20 protein-coding genes and 1 riboswitch are annotated in these 19,483 nt (G+C 72.3%); of the genes, 9 read left to right on the top strand and 11 right to left on the bottom strand.

Features of this window, described 5'->3' with window-relative positions; all coding sequences use genetic code 11:
* Positions 1-155 precede the first annotated feature (155 nt).
* The 3 genes from ACFYW5_RS16170 to ACFYW5_RS16160 all read left to right on the top strand — a co-directional run bounded on the left by ACFYW5_RS16170 (position 156) and on the right by ACFYW5_RS16160 (position 2,529).
* Positions 156-1,181 (top strand): 6-phosphofructokinase, encoded by a 1,026-nt coding sequence (locus tag ACFYW5_RS16170; RefSeq protein WP_389417621.1) that lies wholly within the window; start codon positions 156-158, stop codon positions 1,179-1,181.
* Between the two features lie 105 nt (positions 1,182-1,286).
* Positions 1,287-2,237, top strand: coding sequence for a cytochrome c oxidase assembly protein (locus tag ACFYW5_RS16165; RefSeq protein ID WP_389417620.1), 951 nt, complete (start codon positions 1,287-1,289; stop codon positions 2,235-2,237).
* Between the two features lie 121 nt (positions 2,238-2,358).
* Positions 2,359-2,529: a hypothetical protein gene (locus tag ACFYW5_RS16160; protein ID WP_389417619.1), complete on the top strand. Its 171-nt coding sequence runs from the start codon at positions 2,359-2,361 to the stop codon at positions 2,527-2,529.
* A 3-nt stretch (positions 2,530-2,532) separates the two neighbouring features.
* On the opposite strand, the gene ACFYW5_RS16155 is transcribed toward ACFYW5_RS16160, so the two are convergent.
* The 4 genes from ACFYW5_RS16155 to ACFYW5_RS16140 form a co-directional block, all read right to left on the bottom strand.
* The gene (locus tag ACFYW5_RS16155) at positions 2,533-3,738 is read right to left on the bottom strand and encodes a sensor histidine kinase (RefSeq protein ID WP_389417618.1); all 1,206 of its coding nucleotides are present in this window, start codon (positions 3,736-3,738) and stop codon (positions 2,533-2,535) included.
* Positions 3,739-3,895: 157 nt separating this feature from the next.
* Positions 3,896-5,605, bottom strand: a complete 1,710-nt coding sequence (locus ACFYW5_RS16150; protein ID WP_389417617.1) for a cation acetate symporter — start codon at positions 5,603-5,605, stop codon at positions 3,896-3,898.
* A 13-nt stretch (positions 5,606-5,618) separates the two neighbouring features.
* On the bottom strand, positions 5,619-5,984 hold the full coding sequence (locus ACFYW5_RS16145) for a hypothetical protein (protein ID WP_389417616.1): 366 nt from the start codon (positions 5,982-5,984) through the stop codon (positions 5,619-5,621).
* 2 nt (positions 5,985-5,986) lie between these two features.
* Complete coding sequence (locus tag ACFYW5_RS16140) at positions 5,987-6,736, bottom strand: LytR/AlgR family response regulator transcription factor (RefSeq protein WP_389417615.1); 750 nt, start codon at positions 6,734-6,736, stop codon at positions 5,987-5,989.
* Positions 6,737-6,813: 77 nt separating this feature from the next.
* On the opposite strand from ACFYW5_RS16140, the gene ACFYW5_RS16135 reads away from it, so the two are divergent.
* The 5 genes from ACFYW5_RS16135 to ACFYW5_RS16115 all read left to right on the top strand — a co-directional run bounded on the left by ACFYW5_RS16135 (position 6,814) and on the right by ACFYW5_RS16115 (position 12,898).
* Positions 6,814-7,317: an Lrp/AsnC family transcriptional regulator gene (locus ACFYW5_RS16135; RefSeq protein WP_389417614.1), complete on the top strand. Its 504-nt coding sequence runs from the start codon at positions 6,814-6,816 to the stop codon at positions 7,315-7,317.
* 122 nt (positions 7,318-7,439) lie between these two features.
* Positions 7,440-8,261 carry a dimethylargininase gene (gene ddaH, locus ACFYW5_RS16130; RefSeq protein WP_389417613.1) on the top strand — a complete coding sequence of 274 codons (822 nt, stop codon included), beginning with the start codon at positions 7,440-7,442 and terminating at the stop codon, positions 8,259-8,261.
* Entirely contained in the window at positions 8,258-9,481 is a 1,224-nt protein-coding gene (gene rocD / locus ACFYW5_RS16125) for an ornithine--oxo-acid transaminase (protein WP_389417612.1), read from the top strand. The genes ddaH and rocD overlap by 4 nt, the downstream gene beginning before the upstream one ends.
* A 112-nt stretch (positions 9,482-9,593) precedes the next feature.
* Positions 9,594-12,041, top strand: a complete 2,448-nt coding sequence (locus ACFYW5_RS16120) for a SpoIIE family protein phosphatase (protein ID WP_389417611.1) — start codon at positions 9,594-9,596, stop codon at positions 12,039-12,041.
* 134 nt (positions 12,042-12,175) lie between these two features.
* The gene (locus tag ACFYW5_RS16115; RefSeq protein ID WP_389417610.1) at positions 12,176-12,898 is read left to right on the top strand and encodes a lysophospholipid acyltransferase family protein; all 723 of its coding nucleotides are present in this window, start codon (positions 12,176-12,178) and stop codon (positions 12,896-12,898) included.
* A 28-nt stretch (positions 12,899-12,926) separates the two neighbouring features.
* Here the strand turns inward: ACFYW5_RS16115 and ACFYW5_RS16110 are convergent, their stop codons facing one another.
* From ACFYW5_RS16110 to ACFYW5_RS16085, 6 genes are all read right to left on the bottom strand, one after another.
* Positions 12,927-13,688 (bottom strand): urease accessory protein UreD, encoded by a 762-nt coding sequence (locus ACFYW5_RS16110; protein ID WP_389417972.1) that lies wholly within the window; start codon positions 13,686-13,688, stop codon positions 12,927-12,929.
* Positions 13,685-14,362: an urease accessory protein UreG gene (ureG, locus tag ACFYW5_RS16105; RefSeq protein ID WP_389417609.1), complete on the bottom strand. Its 678-nt coding sequence runs from the start codon at positions 14,360-14,362 to the stop codon at positions 13,685-13,687. Before ureG ends, ACFYW5_RS16110 begins: the two co-directional genes overlap by 4 nt.
* Before the next feature lie 62 nt (positions 14,363-14,424).
* Positions 14,425-15,099 carry an urease accessory protein UreF gene (locus tag ACFYW5_RS16100; RefSeq protein WP_389417608.1) on the bottom strand — a complete coding sequence of 225 codons (675 nt, stop codon included), beginning with the start codon at positions 15,097-15,099 and terminating at the stop codon, positions 14,425-14,427.
* Positions 15,099-16,820: an urease subunit alpha gene (locus ACFYW5_RS16095; RefSeq protein WP_389417607.1), complete on the bottom strand. Its 1,722-nt coding sequence runs from the start codon at positions 16,818-16,820 to the stop codon at positions 15,099-15,101. The genes ACFYW5_RS16100 and ACFYW5_RS16095 overlap by 1 nt, the downstream gene beginning before the upstream one ends.
* The gene (locus ACFYW5_RS16090) at positions 16,813-17,124 is read right to left on the bottom strand and encodes an urease subunit beta (RefSeq protein WP_328869781.1); all 312 of its coding nucleotides are present in this window, start codon (positions 17,122-17,124) and stop codon (positions 16,813-16,815) included. Before ACFYW5_RS16090 ends, ACFYW5_RS16095 begins: the two co-directional genes overlap by 8 nt.
* A gap of 10 nt (positions 17,125-17,134) precedes the next feature.
* Positions 17,135-17,437 carry an urease subunit gamma gene (locus tag ACFYW5_RS16085; RefSeq protein WP_389417606.1) on the bottom strand — a complete coding sequence of 101 codons (303 nt, stop codon included), beginning with the start codon at positions 17,435-17,437 and terminating at the stop codon, positions 17,135-17,137.
* 659 nt (positions 17,438-18,096) lie between these two features.
* Positions 18,097-18,300: riboswitch (cyclic di-AMP (ydaO/yuaA leader) on the top strand.
* 3 nt (positions 18,301-18,303) lie between these two features.
* Here ACFYW5_RS16085 and ACFYW5_RS16080 point away from each other — a divergent pair.
* Complete coding sequence (locus ACFYW5_RS16080) at positions 18,304-18,777, top strand: C40 family peptidase (RefSeq protein ID WP_389417605.1); 474 nt, start codon at positions 18,304-18,306, stop codon at positions 18,775-18,777.
* Positions 18,778-18,902: 125 nt separating this feature from the next.
* On the opposite strand, the gene ACFYW5_RS16075 is transcribed toward ACFYW5_RS16080, so the two are convergent.
* Positions 18,903-19,361 carry an ATP-binding protein gene (locus tag ACFYW5_RS16075; protein WP_389417604.1) on the bottom strand — a complete coding sequence of 153 codons (459 nt, stop codon included), beginning with the start codon at positions 19,359-19,361 and terminating at the stop codon, positions 18,903-18,905.
* Between the last annotated feature and the right edge of the window lie 122 nt (positions 19,362-19,483).

Raw genomic sequence — 19,483 nt, 5'->3', positions numbered from 1 at the left:
GGGCCCGCCTGACGGCACGTCCGCTCACATGTGCGGGCACGTCCAGCAGGCGGACGCCCGGTACGGTGTCACCCCCTCACGCCGGTAGGGTGGCCGGGATCCAGCCGGACAGCGTGGTCCGGTCCCCGGCCCACGTTGAGAAGGTATTTCGGGCTATGCGCATTGGTGTCCTCACGTCCGGCGGCGACTGCCCCGGCCTGAACGCCGTCATCCGGTCCGTCGTGCACCGTGCCGTCGTCGACCACGGCGACGAGGTCATCGGTTTCCGGGACGGCTGGAAAGGCCTCCTGGAGTGCGACTACCTCAAGCTCGACCTGGACGCGGTGGGCGGCATCCTCGCCCGCGGCGGCACCATCCTCGGGTCCTCCCGGGTCCAGCCCTCGCATCTGCGGGACGGCGTGGCGCGGGCCAAGGGCCATGTCGAGGAACTCGGGCTCGACGCGATCATCCCGATCGGCGGTGAGGGCACGCTGAAGGCGGCCCGGCTGCTGTCGGACGGCGGGCTGCCCATCGTGGGCGTGCCCAAGACCATCGACAACGACATCGCCGTCACCGACGTCACCTTCGGCTTCGACACCGCGGTAGGTGTCGCGACCGAGGCGCTCGACCGGCTGAAGACGACCGCCGAGTCGCACCAGCGGGTGCTGGTCGTGGAGGTCATGGGCCGGCACACCGGCTGGATCGCCCTGCACTCCGGCATGGCGGCCGGCGCGCACGCCGTCGTCGTCCCGGAACGCCCCTTCGACATCGAGGAGCTGACCCGCAAGGTCGGCGCGCGGTTCGAGGCGGGCAAGCGGTTCGCGATCGTGGTCGCCGCCGAGGGCGCCAAGCCGGCGCCGGGCTCCATGGAGTTCGACGAGGGCGGCAAGGACATCTACGGCCACGAGCGCTTCGCGGGCATCGCCCGGCAGCTCTCCATCGAGCTGGAGCACCGGCTCGGCAAGGAGGCCCGGCCGGTGATCCTCGGGCATGTGCAGCGCGGCGGCACGCCCACCGCGTACGACCGGGTCCTGGCGACCCGGTTCGGGTGGCACGCGGTGGAGGCCGTGCACCGCGGCGAGTTCGGGATGATGACCGCGCTGCGCGGCACCGAGATCGTGATGGTGTCGCTGGCCGAGGCCGTCGAGACGCTGAAGACGGTGCCGGAGAACCGGTACACCGAGGCGGAGTGCGTCCTGTAGTCGAGCCGTGAACGGAACGGCCCCCGGTCACGAGCGTGACCGGGGGCCGTTCTAATGTGGGGGCCGGACAGACTTGCACAACCCCCACGAAACAGGAGCCGGCGGATGGATCACAGCGGGCACGGCACGATGGTGGATCTGCCGCCGTTCACGCTGGGGCGGGGACTCCAGTGGTCGCCGGACGCCTTCTTCCTCGTCGCGTGTCTGGCCGGGCTCGCCCTGTACGGGTGGGGGGTCGTGCGGCTGCGGCGGCGCGGGGACGCCTGGCCGGTGACCCGCACGGTGTCGTACGTCGCCGGGGTGCTGACCATCGCGCTGGTGATGTGCACCAAGCTCAACGACTACGGCATGGTCATGTTCAGCGTGCACATGGTCCAGCACATGGTGATCAGCATGCTGTCGCCGATCCTGATCCTGCTCGGCGCCCCGGTCACCCTGGCGCTGCGCGCGCTGCCGGTCGCGGGCCGGGGCCGCACGGGGCCGCGCGAGCTGCTGCTGGCGCTGCTGCACAGCCGCTACATGCGGATCGTCACGCACCCCGCCTTCACCATTCCGCTGTTCATCGCGAGCCTGTACGCGCTGTACTTCACCCCGCTCTTCGACTTCCTGATGGGCTCCAAGGTCGGGCACATCGGGATGATGGTGCACTTCCTCGCCGTGGGTGTGGTGTTCTTCTGGCCGATCATCGGCGTCGACCCGGGGCCGCACCGGCCCGGCTATCTGATGCGGATGCTGGAGCTGTTCGCGGGCATGCCGTTCCACGCGTTCTTCGGGATCGCGCTGATGATGGCGTCGGCCCCGATGGTCGGCACGTTCGAGAACCCGCCCGCCTCGCTCGGCATCGACGCGCTCTCCGACCAGAACGCCGCCGGCGGTATCGCCTGGGCGTTCAGCGAGATCCCGTCCGTGCTGGTGCTGATCGCGCTGCTGTTCCAGTGGTACCGCTCCGAGCAGCGTCAGGCCCGGCGCACGGACCGCGCGGCCGACCGGGACGGGGACAAGGAGCTGGAGGCGTACAACGCCTACCTCGCCTCCCTCAACGCCCGAGGGAACTGAGACGTACGTTCGAATCCGGGGCGTGCGGCCCCGGAAATCGGGCACATGTTTCCTCCGGGGCACCGTCCGGCGGCAGAACGGGGCACCATGGTGGGGGACGAACCATGAGGAGGGTGCTGCGATGCCCGGTTCTACGGACGGCTCTACGCGGACGATGGGGGTGCTCACCGTCGGCGGACTCGTCGTGGTGACGGCCTACACGGTGGCGCTCGGCAGCAACGGCTGGCTGTGGTTCGGCTGGATCGTGCTCGGGCTGATCACCCTCGGCATGGTGGTCACCCGCCCCTCGTGAGGCTCAGGCGCCGGTCAGCCGGCCCGCTGAGTGCACGCCCGGCTGGTACTTGGGCAGCCGGGCGGTGACCTTCATCCCCGCTCCCACGGCGGTCTCGATGACGAGTCCGTAGTCGTCCCCGTAGACCTGCCGGAGCCGGTCGTCGACGTTGGACAGGCCGATCCCGCCGGACGGGCTGACCTCCCCGGCGAGGATGCGGCGCAGCAGGACGGGGTCCATGCCCACGCCGTCGTCCTCGATGACGACCAGGGCCTCCGCCCCCGCGTCCTGGGCGGTGATGCTGATCCGGCACTTGTCGGTCCTGCCCTCCAGACCGTGCTTGACGGCGTTCTCGACCAGCGGCTGGAGGCAGAGGAAGGGCAGCGCGACCGGGAGGACCTCCGGGGCGATCTGGAGGGTCACGGAGAGGCGGGCGCCGAAACGGGCCCGCACCAGCGCCAGGTAGTGGTCGATGGCGTGGAGTTCGTCGGCGAGGGTGGTGAAGTCGCCGTGCCTGCGGAACGAGTAGCGGGTGAAGTCGGCGAACTCCAGGAGCAGTTCGCGGGCGCGCTCGGGGTCGGTGCGGACGAAGCTGGCGATCACCGCGAGCGAGTTGAAGATGAAGTGCGGGGAGATCTGGGCCCGCAGCGCCCTGATCTCGGCCTCGATCAGGCGGGTCCGGGACTGGTCGAGGTCGGCCAGCTCCAGCTGGACGGAGACCCAGCGCGCGACCTCCCCGGCCGCGCGGACCAGGACCGCGGACTCGCGGGGCGCGCAGGCGACCAGGGCGCCGTGGACGCGGTCGTCGACGGTGAGGGGGGTGACGACCGCCCAGCGCAGGGGGCAGTCGGGGGTGTCGCAGGTCAGCGGGAACGCCTCGCCGCGGCCGGACTCCAGCGGTCCCGCGAGCCGTTCCATGATCTCGGCGCGGTGGTGCGCGCCGACGCCGTCCCAGGCCAGCACGCCTTTCCGGTCGGTCAGGCACAGGGCGTCCGTGCCGAGCAGGGAGCGCAGCCTGCGGGCCGACTTGCGGGCGGTCTCCTCGGTCAGTCCGGCCCGCAGCGGAGGCGCGGCGAGGGAGGCGGTGTGCAGGGTCTCGAAGGTGGCGTGCTCGACCGGCGTACCGAGCCCGCCCTGGTTCTCGGGCCGCGCGGTACGGCGGCCCAGCCAGAACCCCGCCGCCAGCAACGGCAGGATCGCCACGCACAGCCCGGCGATGAATCCGCTCATGCTCACACCGTTCATGCCTTCACCTCCGCGCGGCGCTCCGCGGGGAGAGCCGGGACAGGCCGTCGGCCGGTTGCGGCGGCGTCGTGGCTGATCGCGCCCACGCGGCGGAGCCGCACCTGACACGGCCCCGCGCCCCTCCGGGGCACTGCCACACCGCTCATGTCTTCACCTCCGCCAGCTCCTCCGGCAGGTGGAAGCGGGCCAGGATGGATGCCGTGCCGGGTGGGACCCGGCTCGGGGTGGCCAGGGAGACCAGGGTCATCGTGAGGAAGCCCAGCGGCACCGACCAGAGGGCCGGCCAGGCCAGCAGGGCGTGCAGGGCGCCGGTGCCGGGCAGCCCGGCCATGGTCGCGGCGACGGCGAGCAGGGCGGAGCCGCCGCCCACCAGCATCCCGGCGGCCGCCCCCGGCGGGGTGAGCCGGCGCCACCAGATGCCGAGCACCAGCAGCGGGCAGAAGGAGGACGCGGACACCGCGAAGGCGAGGCCCACGGCGTCGGCCACCGGCAGCCCGCCGACCAGGGCGCTCGCCGCGAGCGGTACCGCCATCGCGAGGAGCGTGCCGAGCCTGAAGTGCCGTACGCCGCGCGAGGGGAGGACGTCCTGGGTGAGGACGCCCGCGACGGCCATGGTCAGTCCCGAGGCGGTCGACAGGAACGCGGCGAAGGCGCCCCCGGCGACCAGCGCGCCGAGCAGGTCGCCGCCCAGGCCCCCGATCATCCGCTCCGGCAGCAGCAGCACGGCGGCGTCCGCGTCGCCGGTGAGGGTCAGTTCGGGGGCGTAGAGCCGGCCGAGGGCGCCGTAGACCGGGGGCAGCAGGTAGAAGGCGCCGATCAGGCCGAGGACGGCGACGGTGGTGCGGCGGGCGGCGACGCCGTGCGGACTGGTGTAGAAGCGGACGACGACGTGCGGCAGGCCCATGGTGCCGAGGAAGGTGGCGAGGATCAGCCCGTACGTCGCGTACAGCGGGCGTTCGCCGCGGCTCTCGGCCTGGGAGGGCGACAGGCCCCCGTCGCCGTCGCGTTCGGCCTCCGGGACGGCGGCGCCCGCGGCGAACGTCATCCGGGTACCGGCCTCGATGCGGTGGGTGCCGACGGGGAGTTCGAGCCGCTGGTCCTCGTGCGGGCGGCCGTCGACGGTGCCGCTCACGGTGACGGTCAGCGGACGCTCCAGGCGCAGCTCCAGGCTGTCGTCGACGCGGACGGTGCGCTGCTCGCGGAAGGCGGCGGGTTCGTCGAAGGCGTGGTGCGGGGCGCCGTCGCGCTGCCAGGCGAGGACCAGGAACAGCACGGGCACCAGCAGGGCGGTGAGCTTCAGCCAGTACTGGAAGGCCTGCACGAAGGTGATGCTGCGCATGCCGCCCGCGGCGACGATGGCCACCACCACGACCGCCACGATCACCCCGCCGAGCCAGTCGGGCGCGCCGGTGAGCACGGTCAGCGTCAGCCCGGCGCCCTGCAGCTGGGGCAGCAGATAGAGCCAGCCGACCCCCACCACGAAGGCCCCGGCCAGCCGCCGTACCGCCGAGGAGCCGAGCCGGGCCTCGGCGAAGTCGGGGAGCGTGTAGGCGCCGGAGCGGCGCAGCGGGGCGGCGACGAAGAGCAGCAGGACCAGATAGCCGGCGGTGTAGCCGACCGGGTACCAGAGCATGTCGGGGCCCTGGACCAGGACCAGGCCCGCGATGCCGAGGAAGGACGCGGCGGAGAGGTACTCGCCGCTGATGGCGGCCGCGTTCAGGCGGGGGCCGACGGTGCGGGAGGCGACGTAGAAGTCGGAGGTGGTGCGGGAGATGCGCAGGCCGAAGGCGCCGACGAAGACGGTCGCCAGGACGACGAGCGCGACGGCGGGGACGGCGTAGTTCTCGTTCACGGTCCGTCGGCCCTCAGCGGTCCTGGTCCTCGACGAGGCGGACGAGGTCCCGCTCGTTGCGTTCGGCGCGCCGTACGTACCAGCGGGCCAGCAGCACGAGCGGGGCGTACAGGCCGAAGCCGAGGACCGTCCATTCCAGGCGGTCGGAGTCCGGGACGGTGGCGAACAGCAGCGGCAGCGGGCCGATGAGCAGGGCGAGGACGGCGACCACGGCGAGGGCGGCGCGCAGCTGGGAGCGCATCAGGGAGCGGACGTAGGTGTGGCCGAGGGTGGTCTGCTCGTCGATCTCGGTGCGCGGGCGGTAGTAGCCGGACGCGGGGGTGCGGCGGGGCGGGCCGGTGACGACGACGCGGCGCTCGGCGGGGTCCTGGCCGGGCACCGTCAGGTCCTCCTCATCAGCAGGTCCCGCAGCTCGCGCGCGTGCCGCCTGCTGACCTGGAGCTCCTCGGTGCCGACCAGGACGCTCACCGAGCCCGCGTCCAGGCGGAGTTCGCCGATGTGGCGCAGGGCGACCAGATGGCGGCGGTGGATGCGGACGAAGCCGCGGGAGCGCCAGCGCTCCTCCAGGGTGGACAGCGGGATACGGACGAGATGGCTGCCCTTGTCGGTGTGCAGCCGGGCGTAGTCGCCCTGGGCCTCGGCATGGGTGATGTCATCGACGGAGACGAACCGGGTCACGCCGCCGAGTTCGACGGGTATGTGGTCGGGGTCGGGCTCGTGGACGGGTATGCGGGGGCCGGTACCGATGAGTTCGGCGGCCCGGCGGACCGCCTCGGCGAGCCGCTCCTTGCGGACCGGTTTGAGGACGTAGTCGACGGCCTTGAGGTCGAAGGCCTGGACGGCGAAGTCCTCGTGCGCGGTGACGAACACGACCAGCGGCGGCTTGGCGAACCCGGTGAGCAGCCGGGCCAGGTCGAGTCCGTCGAGGCCGGGCATGTTGATGTCGAGGAACACCACGTCGATCGCCTCGGGCCCGCCCGGCCCCGATTCCAGGGCGCGGTTGATCCGGCGCAGCGCCACGGTGGCGTCCCCCGCGCCCTCCGCGCTGCCGATCCGGGGATCGGCGTTGAGGAGGAACAGCAGTTCCTCCAGCGAAGGGCTTTCGTCGTCGACAGCCAGGGCGCGCAGCATGAACGTGGAGTGTAGGAGCAATTCGTACGCCTGCACACGGGCCGAGGTCGGACATTCCCGCTGGATAGGGTGCGGCCATGAACAGCAGGCCCACGCCCTTCGACGAGCTCGACCGGAAGATCCTCACCGCCCTGATGGCGAATGCCAGGTGCAGTTTCGCCGAGATCGGCGCGGAGGTCGGGCTGTCCTCCACTGCGGTCAAGCGGCGGGTGGACCGGCTGCGGGAGTCCGGGGTGATCACCGGGTTCACGGCCACGGTGAAGCCGTCGGCGCTGGGCTGGCGCACGGAGGCGTACGTCGAGGTGTACTGCGAGGGCGCGGCCCCGCCGCGGCGGCTGGCGGAGGTGGTCCGCAACCATCCGGAGATCACCGCGGCGATGACGGTGACCGGCGGCGCGGACGCGCTGCTGCACGTGCGGGCGCGGGACGTGGAGCACTTCGAGGAGGTGCTGGAGCGGATCCGCGTCGAGCCGTTCATCCGCAAGACGATCAGCGTGATGGTGCTGTCCCACCTCCTCCCGGACAGCCCGGAGGCGGGCGCCAGTCACCCGGCACCCGAAGGCGCAGCAGTCGTGCGCTGAGCGGCGAAAATACGCAGCATTCCTGCGTGAACACGCAGCTCTTGTTCCTTGTCGGGCGTCTCCGTCACTTCCTACCGTGGTGTCAACCCCATCCACACCGCAGGAAGCGGAGGAACCCCTCTGTGCCCGAAAGCCGTGTGCAGCGCCGACGGCGCTTTCTCGTCTGCGAACCCAGACACTTCGCCGTCCAGTACGCGATCAATCCCTGGATGCAACCCGACACCCGGGTCGACGTCGATCTGGCCCAGGAGCAGTGGCAGTCGCTGATCCGCGCCTACCGCTCCCACGGCCACACCGTCGAGTCGGTGGAGCCCGTCCCCGGCCTGCCCGACATGGTCTTCGCCGCCAACTGCGCGGTCACCGTCGACGGCCGGGTCTTCGGCTCCCTCTTCCACGCCCCCGAGCGCCGCCCCGAGTCCACCCACTACGACACCTGGTTCAAGGCGTCCGGATTCGACGTCTACCGCCCGGAGTCGGTGTGCGAGGGCGAGGGCGACCTGGTCCCCACGGGCCGGTACGTGCTGGCCGGCACCGGCTTCCGCACGACCCGCGAGGCCCATCGCGAGGTGCAGGAGTTCTTCGGCGTCCCGGTGATCGGGCTGACGCTGGTGGACCCGTACTTCTACCACCTCGACACCGCGCTCTTCGTGCTCGACGACGGCCGTGAGGAGAACATCGCCTACTACCCGGAGGCGTTCTCGCCGGGCAGCCGCGAGGTGCTGCGGCGCCTGTACCCGGACGCCGTCCTGGCGACCCGCGAGGACGCGATGGCCTTCGGCCTGAACTCCGTCTCCGACGGCCTGCACGTCTTCATCGCCCCGGGCGCGACCGCCCTCGCCGACCAGCTCGCCCTGCGCGGCTACGTCCCCGTCCCCGTCGACCTGTCCGAGCTGCTCAAGGCCGGCGGCGGCATCAAGTGCTGCACCCAGGAGATCCGCTCATGACCGCACCCGCGCGCACCCGTTCCTCCGCCGACCTGATCCGTGCCGAGGAGCCCGTCCTCGCGCACAACTACCACCCGCTGCCGGTCGTCGTCGCGCGCGCCGAGGGCACCTGGGTGGAGGACGTCGAGGGCCGCCGGTACCTCGACATGCTGGCCGGTTACTCGGCGCTCAACTTCGGCCACCGCCACCCCGGCCTGATCGAGGCCGCCCACCGCCAGCTGGACCGGCTCACGCTGACCTCGCGCGCCTTCCACAACGACCGGCTCGCCGAGTTCGCCGAACGCCTCGCCGCGCTGACCGGTCTGGACATGGTGCTGCCCATGAACACCGGCGCCGAGGCGGTCGAGAGCGCCGTCAAGGTGGCCCGCAAGTGGGCGTACGAGGTCAAGGGCGTCCCGGCCGACCGGGCCACGATCGTGGTCGCGGCGGACAACTTCCACGGCCGTACGACGACGATCGTCAGCTTCTCCACCGACGAGACCGCCCGCGCCGGCTTCGGGCCCTTCACCCCGGGTTTCCGGATCGTGCCGTACAACGACCTGGCCGCGCTGGAGGAGGCCGTCGACGACACCACGGCGGCGGTGCTCATCGAGCCCATCCAGGGTGAGGCGGGCGTGCTCATCCCGGACGACGGCTATCTGGCCGGGGTGCGGGAGCTGACCCGGCGCAAGGGCTGTCTGTTCGTCGCGGACGAGATCCAGTCGGGCCTCGGCCGCACCGGCCGCACCCTCGCCGTCGAGCACGAGGCGGTCGTCCCCGACATGCTGCTCCTCGGCAAGGCGCTCGGCGGCGGCATCGTCCCGGTGTCCGCGGTGGTGGCCCGGCGGGAGGTGCTCGGGGTGCTGCGGCCCGGCGAGCACGGCTCGACGTTCGGCGGCAACCCGCTGGCCGCCGCGGTCGGCACCGCGGTGGTGGAACTGCTGGAGACGGGTGAATTCCAGCGCCGGGCGGCCGAGCTGGGCGTGGTCCTGCGGGGCGGTCTGCGGGAGCTGGTCGGCAAGGGTGTCGTCGGCTTCCGCACGCGCGGCCTGTGGGCGGGCGTGGACGTCGACCCGGCCGTGGGCAGCGGGCGGGAGATCGGTGAGCGGCTGATGCGGGAGGGTGTGCTGGTCAAGGACACCCACGGCTCCACCATCCGGCTCGCACCCCCGCTGACGATCACCGCGGAGGAGCTGACCGGGGCACTCGCCTCGCTGGAGAAGGTGCTCGGGCAGGTCTGATCCGCGCGGTGGCCGTCTTTGCTCCTCGCTGCGAGGGTGAACACTGGGATCAGAGGTGGTAGACCACTGACGTGGACCGCTCTCAGCGAACCCAGCGACGGAGAGGTCGGCCGTGGGCACACACGAGGAGCACGCCGCGGAGCGGCATCGGTTCGACGTGGCCGATGCCGCCCCCGTGCTGCTCGACGCCCAGGGGCTGGTGACCTGCTGGACCAGCGGGGCCCAGCGGCTGTTCGCGTACCCGGCGGCGGAGGTGGTGGGCCGGCCGGTCTCGGGGCTGCTGGCGGCCGGGGACGCGGCCCGCGTCCCCGAATTGGCCGAACGCTGTCGCCGGGACGGCGGCTGGGCCGGGCTGCTGACCGCCCGGCGGGCGGACGGCCGTGAGGTACGGGTCATGGTGCGGGTCGTGGCGGCGCCGGAGCCGGGCGGTCCGGCCCGCTGGCTGGCGCTGCTGTCGGAGATGGAGCAGGAGCCCGGCTGGAACATGAGCCGGCCGGTGCTGGAGCAGATGGTGGCCCGCTCGCCCGTCGGCATAGCGATCGTCGACACGGACCTGCGGTTCGTGTGGTCCAACGCCGCGCTGGAGCAGTTCGGCGGCGGACCGGCCCACCAGCGGCTCGGGCGGCGGCTGGGCGACATACAGCCCGGTCTGGACGCGGCGGGCGTCGAGGCACAGATGCGGCGCGTGCTGGAGACCGGGGAGCCGGTGGTCGGGTACGAACACCTGGGCCGGGTGCGCTCCGCCCCGCACCGGGAGACGGCGCACATGATGTCGTTCACCCGGCTGGACGACGACCGGGGCCGGGCGATGGGCGTGTACTACACGGTCGTCGACGTCAGCGAGCGGCACCGGGCCCGCGGGCGGCTCGCCCTGCTGGACAAGGCGGGCCGGCACATCGGCCGCACCCTGGACGTGGTGCACACCGCCCAGGAGCTGGCCGACGTGGCCGTGCCCGGCTTCGCCGACCTGGCCCGGGTGGACCTGCTGGAGTCGGTGATCCGCGGCGGGGAACCGGCGCCGGGGCCGCTGAGCGACAGCGAGCCGGTGGAGCTGCGCCGGGCGGGCCATCGCTCGGTGCACGAGGACGGGGCCGTCGGCATCGGCTCGGTCGCCACCTATCTGGCCGGATCGCCGCCGATCCGCTGTCTGACCACGGGCAGCTCCTGGCGCGCGGAACAGCTGGATCCGCTGGCCCGGGAGTGGGCGACGGACGTGCTCGGCCGGGAGGCCACCTTCCGGGAGCTGGGCCTGCACAGCGTGATGATCGTGCCGGTCCGGGCCCGGGGCGTGACCCTGGGCATCACCACGTTCTTCCGGCGGGGCCGCCAGGAGCCGTTCGACGAGGACGATCTGCGGCTCGCCGAGGACCTGGTGTCGCGGGCCGCGGTCTGCGTGGACAACGCCCGCCGCTACACCCGCGAACGGGACGCGGCCCTCGTCCTTCAGCGCAGCCTGCTCCCCCACCGGCTGTCCGACCAGGACGCCGTGGAGGTCGCCGCCTGCTACCGGCCCGCCGACGAGCTGACCGGCCTCGGCGGCGACTGGTACGACGTGGTGCCGCTGTCCGGGGCGCGGGTCGCCCTGGTGGTGGGCGAGGTCCCGGGGCACGGCATCGGCGCCGCCGCGGCCATGGGCCGGCTGCGTACGGCCGTACGGACGCTCGCCGCGCTGGACCTGCGGCCCGAGGAGGTGCTGGCCCACCTCGACGACCTGGTCGGACGGTCGGCCCGGGACGACGGCGTGGCCCCGGACACGGAGGGCTCCGGCAGCATGCGGGCGGTGGGATCCGGGTGCGTGTACGCGGTGTACGACCCGGTCGACGGGCAGTGCACCATGGCCGCCGCGGGCCATCCCACCCCGGCCGTGGTGCTGCCCGACGGGGAGGTCACCTTCGTCGATCTGCCGCAGGGCCCGCCGCTGGGCATCGGCGGCCCGCCGTTCGAGTCGGTCGAGATGGTCCTCGCCGAGGGCAGCGTCCTCGCCCTGTACACGGACGGTCTGCTGGCCCGCGGGGACTCGTGGGCCGTCGACACGGACCCGGACCGGCTGCGGCCGGCCCTGGAGCGCCCGGCGGCCTCGCTCGCGCTGCACTCCCGTGCCGTGGTCGACGAACTGGTGCCGGTACGGCCGCGCGACGACGTGGTGCTGCTGATGGCCCGCACCCGGCTGCTCGGTGACGGCCAGGTCGCGGACTGGGACCTGCCGAGCGACCCCGCCATGGTCGCCGAGGCCCGCAAGAGCGCCACCCGCCAGCTCACCGAGTGGGGTCTGGAGCCGCTGGCCTTCACCACCGAGCTGGTCGTCAGCGAGCTGGTCACCAACGCCATACGGCACGCCTCTGGGCCCATCCGGCTGCGGCTGATCAAGGAACGCTCGCTGATCTGCGAGGTCTTCGACGGCGGCGCCTCCGCACCCCATCTGCGCCATCCCCGCGCCACGGACGAGGGCGGCCGGGGACTGCTGCTGGTGTCCCAGTTCGCCCAGCGCTGGGGCACGCGCTTCGCCCCCGAAGGGAAGATCATCTGGGCCGAGCAGTCGCTCACCGAACCGGTCGAGTGAGCACGGCCGCCGCTGTCAAGGTCGCCGGAAAGGTCTGCGCCAGTCGTCCCGGCCCGGTTACGGGCGCCCCTGCCTGCGCCTACACTGACACCCCCACAACACGCCGGTTGACCAGCACGTAGAGGAGCGCCTCTTTGTTCTACTACCTGCTCAAGTACGTGTTGCTGGGCCCCTTGCTGAGACTGGTCTTCCGCCCGCGCATCGAGGGCCTCGGACACGTTCCGTCGTCCGGGGCGGCGATCGTCGCGGGCAACCACCTCTCCTTCTCGGACCACTTCCTGATGCCCGCGATCCTGAAGCGGCGCATCACCTTCCTGGCCAAGGCCGAGTACTTCACCGGCCCCGGCATCAAGGGCCGTCTCACGGCCTTCTTCTTCCGCAGCGCGGGGCAGATCCCGGTCGACCGCTCCGGCAAGGACGCGGGCCAGGCCGCCATCCGCGAGGGCCTCGGGGTACTGAGCAAGGACGAGTTGCTGGGCATCTACCCGGAGGGCACCCGCTCGCACGACGGCCGCCTGTACAAGGGCAAGGTGGGCGTGGCCGTGATGGCGCTGAAGGCCGGGGTCCCGGTGATCCCCTGCGCGATGATCGGCACCTTCGAGGCCCAGCCGCCCGGCAAGGTCATCCCCCACATCCACCCGGTGGTCATCCGCTTCGGCGAGCCCCTGGACTTCTCCCGCTACGCGGGGATGGAGAACGAGAAGGCGGTCCTGCGCGCCATCACCGACGAGATCATGTACGCCATCCTGTCGCTCTCCGAGCAGGAGTACGTCGACGAGTACGCGGCCGTGGTCAAGGCGAAGGAGGCCGAGGCGAGCGGCCCCCGGCGCAGGTTCCGGAAGATGCCGCTCGGCTGAGCCCTCCGACGGCGCAGGGCCGGGCGGTTCACGCAGTGAGCGCCCCCAGCGCCCGGTCCAGCACCTGACGCAGCACCCGCGCGTCCGGCGCCACGGCGGTCACCAGTGCGGCCGGGCCCGCCAGCGGAACCAGCACGGCGTGCTCGGCGAGGATGCGGGGCGTCACGGGCTCAACCGCGAACTCGGGCCGTACGACGACGAGTTGCCCGAGCGCGCGATGCCCCGCCAGTCCGGCGGGCCCGTCCCAGCCGCCCGGCGCTCCGGGCCCGCAGGCGAGTTCCTGGTCCAGGACGGTCCGCCCGGCGATCCGCACGGTCAGCCGGCTGGTGAGCCGCCCCGGCTCCTCCCCCACCCGCCCGAGCACCTGCTCCTCGCGCAGCACCAGCCGGGCTCCCGCACCGAGGTCGGCCCGGGTGGTGACGTACAGATCGCTGCCGCCGGCGCAGATCAACTGCTCGGGCAGCCAGCGCAGTTCGCCGCCGTCGGCGACGGTGAGCCGGACGTCGTAGCGGGCGTCGCCCTTGGCCTGGCCGGGCAGGGCGATGGTCGCGGCGGCGGATCCGACGTGCAGGCGGGCCCCCTGCGCCACGTCGGCCTCGACGGCGAAGCGGTCACCGCCGAGGGGGCCGCTCATCGCGCCGACGAGCATGACCCGGGCCTCGCTCCCGCTCCCCCGGGTGCGCCGCAGCGCCAGCGGCCCCTCGCCCTCCAGCACGGGCAGCGCCGTACCGCCCCGGCCGTCGTCGCGGGCGCCGATCCGGGCGGTGGCGGCGACGCCGGTGGCGATCACGCCGACCACGCGGCGAGTTGCGCCCGCACCCACGCGGCGACGTCCCGCACGCCGTGCTCGGAGCGCAACGACTGGAAGATCACCGGAAGTTCGGCCCGCTGCGCCTTGGCGTCGGCCGCCATGCGGGCGAGGTCGGAGCCGACGTAGGGGGCGAGGTCGGTCTTGTTGACGACGAGCAGATCGGCGGTGGTCACGCCGGGTCCGCCCTTGCGCGGGATGTCGTCGCCGCCGGCCACGTCGATCACGAAGATCTGCGCGTCGACGAGCCCCTTGGAGAAGGTCGCCGTGAGGTTGTCCCCGCCGGACTCCACGAGGATGAGCTGCAGCGGCCCGACCTCGTCCTCCAGGTCCTCGACGGCTTCGAGGTTGGCGGAGATGTCGTCCCGGATGGCGGTGTGCGGACAGGCGCCGGTCTCCACGGCGGTGATCCGCTCGGGCGGCAGCACGGCTTCCCGCAGCAGGAACTCGGCGTCCTCGCGGGTGTAGATGTCGTTGGTGACGACGGCGAGGGACAACTCGTCGCGCAGGGCCCGGCAGAGGGCTGCGACGGTGGCGGTCTTCCCGGACCCCACGGGCCCGCCGAGCCCGATCCGCAGGGCACGGCGGGAGCCGTCGGGGCGCCGGGCGTCGGCGCTGAGGGCGGCGGGCCCGTCGTGGGAGTGGTCGAGATGCATGTACGGCTCCTTCTCTGCCGGCCTGGTCCGTTCAGCCCGTCGGGCCGGCCTTGCGTGTGATCTCAGGACGCGAACAACCGCACCGCCCAGGAGGCGTGCACCTCCGCGCCGATCTCCAGCAGCGGCGAGGACGCGGCGGGCAGCGCGTCGACTCCCTCGTCGGCCACCGCCCGCGCGGCCTGTACCGCCTGGTCCACGACCCGGTCCAGCTCGGGAGCGAGCCGGGCCAGCACGGCCGTGGCCTCGAACGGATCGAGGCTCAGCAGTCGTACGGTCGCGGACGCGGGCCCGCTGACGCTCTCGTAGACGGCGCAGTACGCCGCCTCCACCGGTCCGAGCCCCGCCGCCCGGGCAGCGACCCCTAGCACCACCGGCTGGTGTGCCCCCTTGGGGAACTCCCGCGCCAGCGCGTCGAGTTCGTCGCAGGGCCAGACGGCCCGGGCGGCCCGCAGCAACTGCCGCCCCAGCTTCCGCGCGGCGGTCCGCAACGCGGGCGAGGGGGTGCGGGCGTCCGCGGCCGCGTCCAACGCCACCGCGTCCACCCCGAGCGCGGCCGACGCGGCGAGGGCCGCGGCGACCCGCCCCGCCGTGTGCAACCGCCCGCGGCAGAAGTCCTCCAGGGTCCCGGTCCCGGTGATCCGTCCCGCCTTGACCGCGGCCTCGGCCCCGCCGGAGTGCGCGTGGCCCCCGGCGGGGAACCGTCCGTCGGCCAGGACGAGCAGCGCTGCCCTGGACATCAGAAGAGGAAGTAGCGCTGCGCCATGGGCAGTTCAGCGGCGGGAGCGGCCTCGACCAGCTCCCCGTCGATGTGCACGGCAAAACTGTCGGGATCCACCCGCACCTCGGGCCGGGCGGAGTTCTCCCGCATGTCGGCCTTGGTGACCCCCCGGGTCGACTCGATCCCCACGAACCGCTTGCCGAGCCGCAGCCGCTCGGGCAGCCCGTCCTCGAGCGCCAAGGGGGCCACGAAGTTCAGGGAGTTGGCGGCCGGGCCGCGGCCGATCGCGCCGTACATGGGGCGCGACAGGATCGGCTGCGGGGTGGGGATGGAGGCGTTGGCGTCGCCCATCTGCGCGTAGGCGATCTGCCCGCCCTTGATGACCAGGTGCGGCTTGACCCCGAAGAACGCCGGCTCCCACAGCACCAGGTCGGCGAGCTTCCCGGTCTCCACGGACCCGACCTGCCCGGCGATGCCCTGGGCGAGGGCGGGGTTGATCGTGTACTTGGCGACGTACCGCCGTACCCGGAGATTGTCCGCGCGCCCGTCCCCGGGCAGTGCTCCCCGCCGCCCCTTCATCACATGCGCGGTCTGCCAGGTCCGCATGACGACCTCGCCGACGCGTCCCATGGCCTGCGAGTCGGAGGAGATGATCGAGATGGCGCCGAGGTCGTGCAGGATGTCCTCGGCGCCGATGGTCGAGGGCCGGATGCGGGACTCGGCGAAGGCGAGGTCCTCCGGCACCGCGGGGTTCAGGTGGTGGCACACCATCAGCATGTCGAGGTGTTCCTCGGCGGTGTTGACGGTGAACGGCCGCGTCGGGTTGGTGGAGCTGGGCAGCACATGCGGCTCGGAGACCACGGTCATGATGTCCGGCGCGTGCCCGCCGCCCGCGCCTTCGGTGTGGTAGGCGTGGATGCCCCGGCCGCCGATGGCGGCGAGGGTGTCACCGACGAACCCGGCCTCGTTCAACGTGTCGGTGTGGATGGCGACCTGGATGCCGGTGCGGTCGGCGACGGTCAGCGAGGCGTCGATGACGGCGGGCGTGGAGCCCCAGTCCTCGTGCAGCTTCAGCCCCATCGCGCCGCCGCGGATCTGCGACAGCATCGCCTCGTGCGAGACGGTGTTGCCCTTGCCGAGGAAGCCGACGTTGAGGGGGTACTGCTCCATCGCCTCCAGCATCCGCGCCAGGTGCCAGGGCCCCGGCGTCACGGTGGTCGCCTTGGAGCCCTCGGCCGGTCCGGTGCCGCCGCCGATCAGCGTGGTGATCCCCGCCGCCAGCGCCTCGTCGGCGATCTGCGGGCAGATGAAGTGGACGTGCGCGTCGATGGCGCCGGCCGTGAGGATCCGGCCGTTGCCCGAGATGATCTCGGTCTCGGGGCCGATGACGAGGTCGGGGTGGACCCCGTCCATGGTGTCGGGGTTGCCCGCCTTGCCGAGGCCGGTGATCCGTCCGTCGCGGATGCCGACGTCCGCCTTGACGATCCCCCAGTGGTCGATCACGACCGCGCCGGTGATCACCGTGTCCGGGGTGCCTTCGGCGCGCGTGGCACGCGACTGTCCCATGGACTCGCGGATGACCTTGCCGCCTCCGAACACGGCCTCGTCACCGGAGAGTCCGGGACCGCCGGAGCGGTCCTCCTCGATCTCGACCAGCAGATCGGTGTCGGCGAGCCGGATCCGGTCGCCGGTCGTCGGGCCGAACAGGTCGGCGTACGCGGCCCGGGAGATCTCAGGCATCGAGGGCACCTCCGGTCTCCCCGCGCAGTCCGGGCACGACGCGGGCGCCGGCCAGCGGGACGAGTTCGACGTCGACGGGGATGCCGGGCTCGAAGCGCACGGCGGTGCCGGCGGCGATGTTCAGGCGCTTGCCGCGGGCGGCGGCACGGTCGAAGTCCAGGCCGGGGTTGGCCTCGGCGAAGTGGTAGTGGGAGCCGACCTGGACGGGCCGGTCGGCGGCGTTCAGGACGGTCAGCCGGGTGACCTCGCGGCCCTCGTTGAACACGACGGGCTCGTCCGCGAACAGGATCTCTCCGGGAATCATCGCAGCCCCCTCAGACGATCGGTTCGTGGACGGTGACGAGCTTGGTGCCGTCCGGGAAGGTCGCCTCGACCTGGACGTCGTGGATCATCTCCGCGATGCCGTCCATGACGTCGTCCCGGGTGAGCAGCTTGCGTCCGGAGGCCATGAGCTCGGCGACCGTACGGCCGTCCCGCGCGCCTTCGAGGATGTGCGAGGTGATGAGGGCGACCGCCTCCGGGTGGTTGAGCCTGAGCCCGCGGGCCCGACGCTTCTCGGCCACGTCGGCCGCCACATGGATCAGCAGTCTCTCTTGCTCGTGCGGGGTCAGTTGCACAGCCCACCTCACAGTCCTCGCTCCGGACCGTGCGGGGCCCGGTTGCCGCTGCCACGGGCAAAGTCCCTGGTGGCGTGGAGGGAGGCTAGTTGGACCGGGTTTCGGGCACGTTAACCGAGCTGTGACCCGTCAGGGGCCCAGGGCGCCGCCTCCGGAGCTGCCGGCCGGGCGGAAGCCGGTGGGGGGCCGGGCGAGCGATCCGGCGGCCCGGACCGAGGAACTGACGCGCATTCGGGCCCCACGCCGGCGCGCGCACTGCGGGTGTTGGACGGCGAGCGCCGCACGGCTCGTGTCACGCTGCCGCCTCGCCCGGACAGTTGACGCAGGTGAGCCCGGTCCGGCCATTCGGCGATGGCGTCGAGGCGTCCGGACCGGAGTCGAAACGGACCAAAGGAGGTACCCCCTTTCGGCGTAGTCGTGTCTCCTGCCGTGGGCCCGTCAGGGTTGCGCAACGAGGCTAGGCCCTCACCCGAAAGAGACGTTCCGGTGCTGGTCCGGGCATCCTCCGTAGCCTCGACGCTGGTTCGAACGGAGCAGTGTCCACCCGAACGGGTGAGTGGTGAGTAACGCCACAAATCCCCGGTTCCGTTGGGATTTTCGGACATCCGTGAGCCAAGATCCCTGACTGACGACAAGCCCCCGCCACCACGGCGGGGCGATCCGGGCGGACGCCGAGTCCTGCCGCCGCCCGGATGACCGGTCGACAGGAGTGGATCGGCAGGAGTGGAGGACCCGAGCACGACGGGTCGCCGGCACGGATGTCCGTGCCGAGCAGCCCTTGGGGTGAAGCCGCATCGCGGCCGGGCAACTTCGCCAGCCCGAATCCGACAGGTCATCCTTCACAGGCGGCTGACGAAGGGTTGCGCATGACTGCGCTCAATCGTGTCCCGTCGCTCATGGCCCGGGCCGGTACGGCTTCGGCTCTGACCATCGCCGCCGTGGGCGGTTCGCTCGTGGCCCCGGGCCTCTCCGCGGAAGCGGAGGCGGCTACGCCGGCGACGAAGGCACTCCAGGTCGCGGCCTCCAAGAAAGGCTCCCCGTACAAGTACGGCGCCACGGGCCCGTACCGCTTCGACTGCAGCGGGCTCACGCTCTACTCGTTCAAGAAGGCGGGCAAGAAGCTGCCTCGTACGGCGGCCCAGCAGTACAACAAGACACGCCACATCTCCGCCAAGAGCCGCAAGGCCGGCGACCTCGTGTTCTTCCACTCGGGGTCGAACGTCTACCACGTCGGCATCTACGCCGGGAAGGGGAAGCTCTGGCACGCCCCGAAGACCGGGGATGTGGTGAGGCTGCAGAAGATCTGGACCAAGAGCGTCTGGTACGGCCGGGTGAGCTGACCGGCCACCCGAAGGGCGGTGGCGCCCCTGACACGCCGCCGCCCTGACGGGTGCCCGAGTGACCGCCGCGAGGAGCCGGACCGCTCCCGGGGCGGTCAGCGCTGTACCGCCCGCAGGGGCGCTCGCTAGGGCTCCTGCTGACCGGCGGTGGTGACCGGCTGGGCCGGTACGGTCCAGGGAAGTTCGATGGAGACCGTCTTGCCGCCCTCACGGGTCGGCCTGACTCTGAGTCGGCCGCCGCACTCGGCGGTCAGCCAGCGGATGATGACCAGACCGCGGCCGTTGTCCTGCTGGACAGCGGCCGGCAGTCGTTTGGGGAACCGCGGGTGGCTGTCGGTGACCCCGATGCGCAGGTGTTCGTCATGGCTCAGTTCGAGGTCCACCGTGAAGGTGGGTGACTGGCCGAGGGTGTGCTGTACGGCGTTGGTGGCGAGTTCGGAGACGATGAGCCGGATGGTGTCGGCCACGTCCGTCCCTGCGGGCAGTCCCCATTCCTCGAGAGTGCTGACCACATAGCCGCGGGCCGCGGAGACCGAGGCGGGATCGCTCGGCAGAGTGACGGATGCTTCCAGATGGTCTGCCATGGCGGCGTCGTCCCTTTCCCACGGGACCGCGGTCCGACACGGAGCGGATGGTTCGAGTACGGTCCCGGACTGGTGCTTCCTCGCCAGACTGCCATTACCGCGTCGGTCACGGTGGCGATCCA

The sequence above is a fragment of the Streptomyces sp. NPDC002779 genome (assembly GCF_042888685.1).
GTDB lineage: Bacteria > Actinomycetota > Actinomycetes > Streptomycetales > Streptomycetaceae > Streptomyces.
This window is presented reverse-complemented; position numbering and strand designations above follow the sequence as displayed.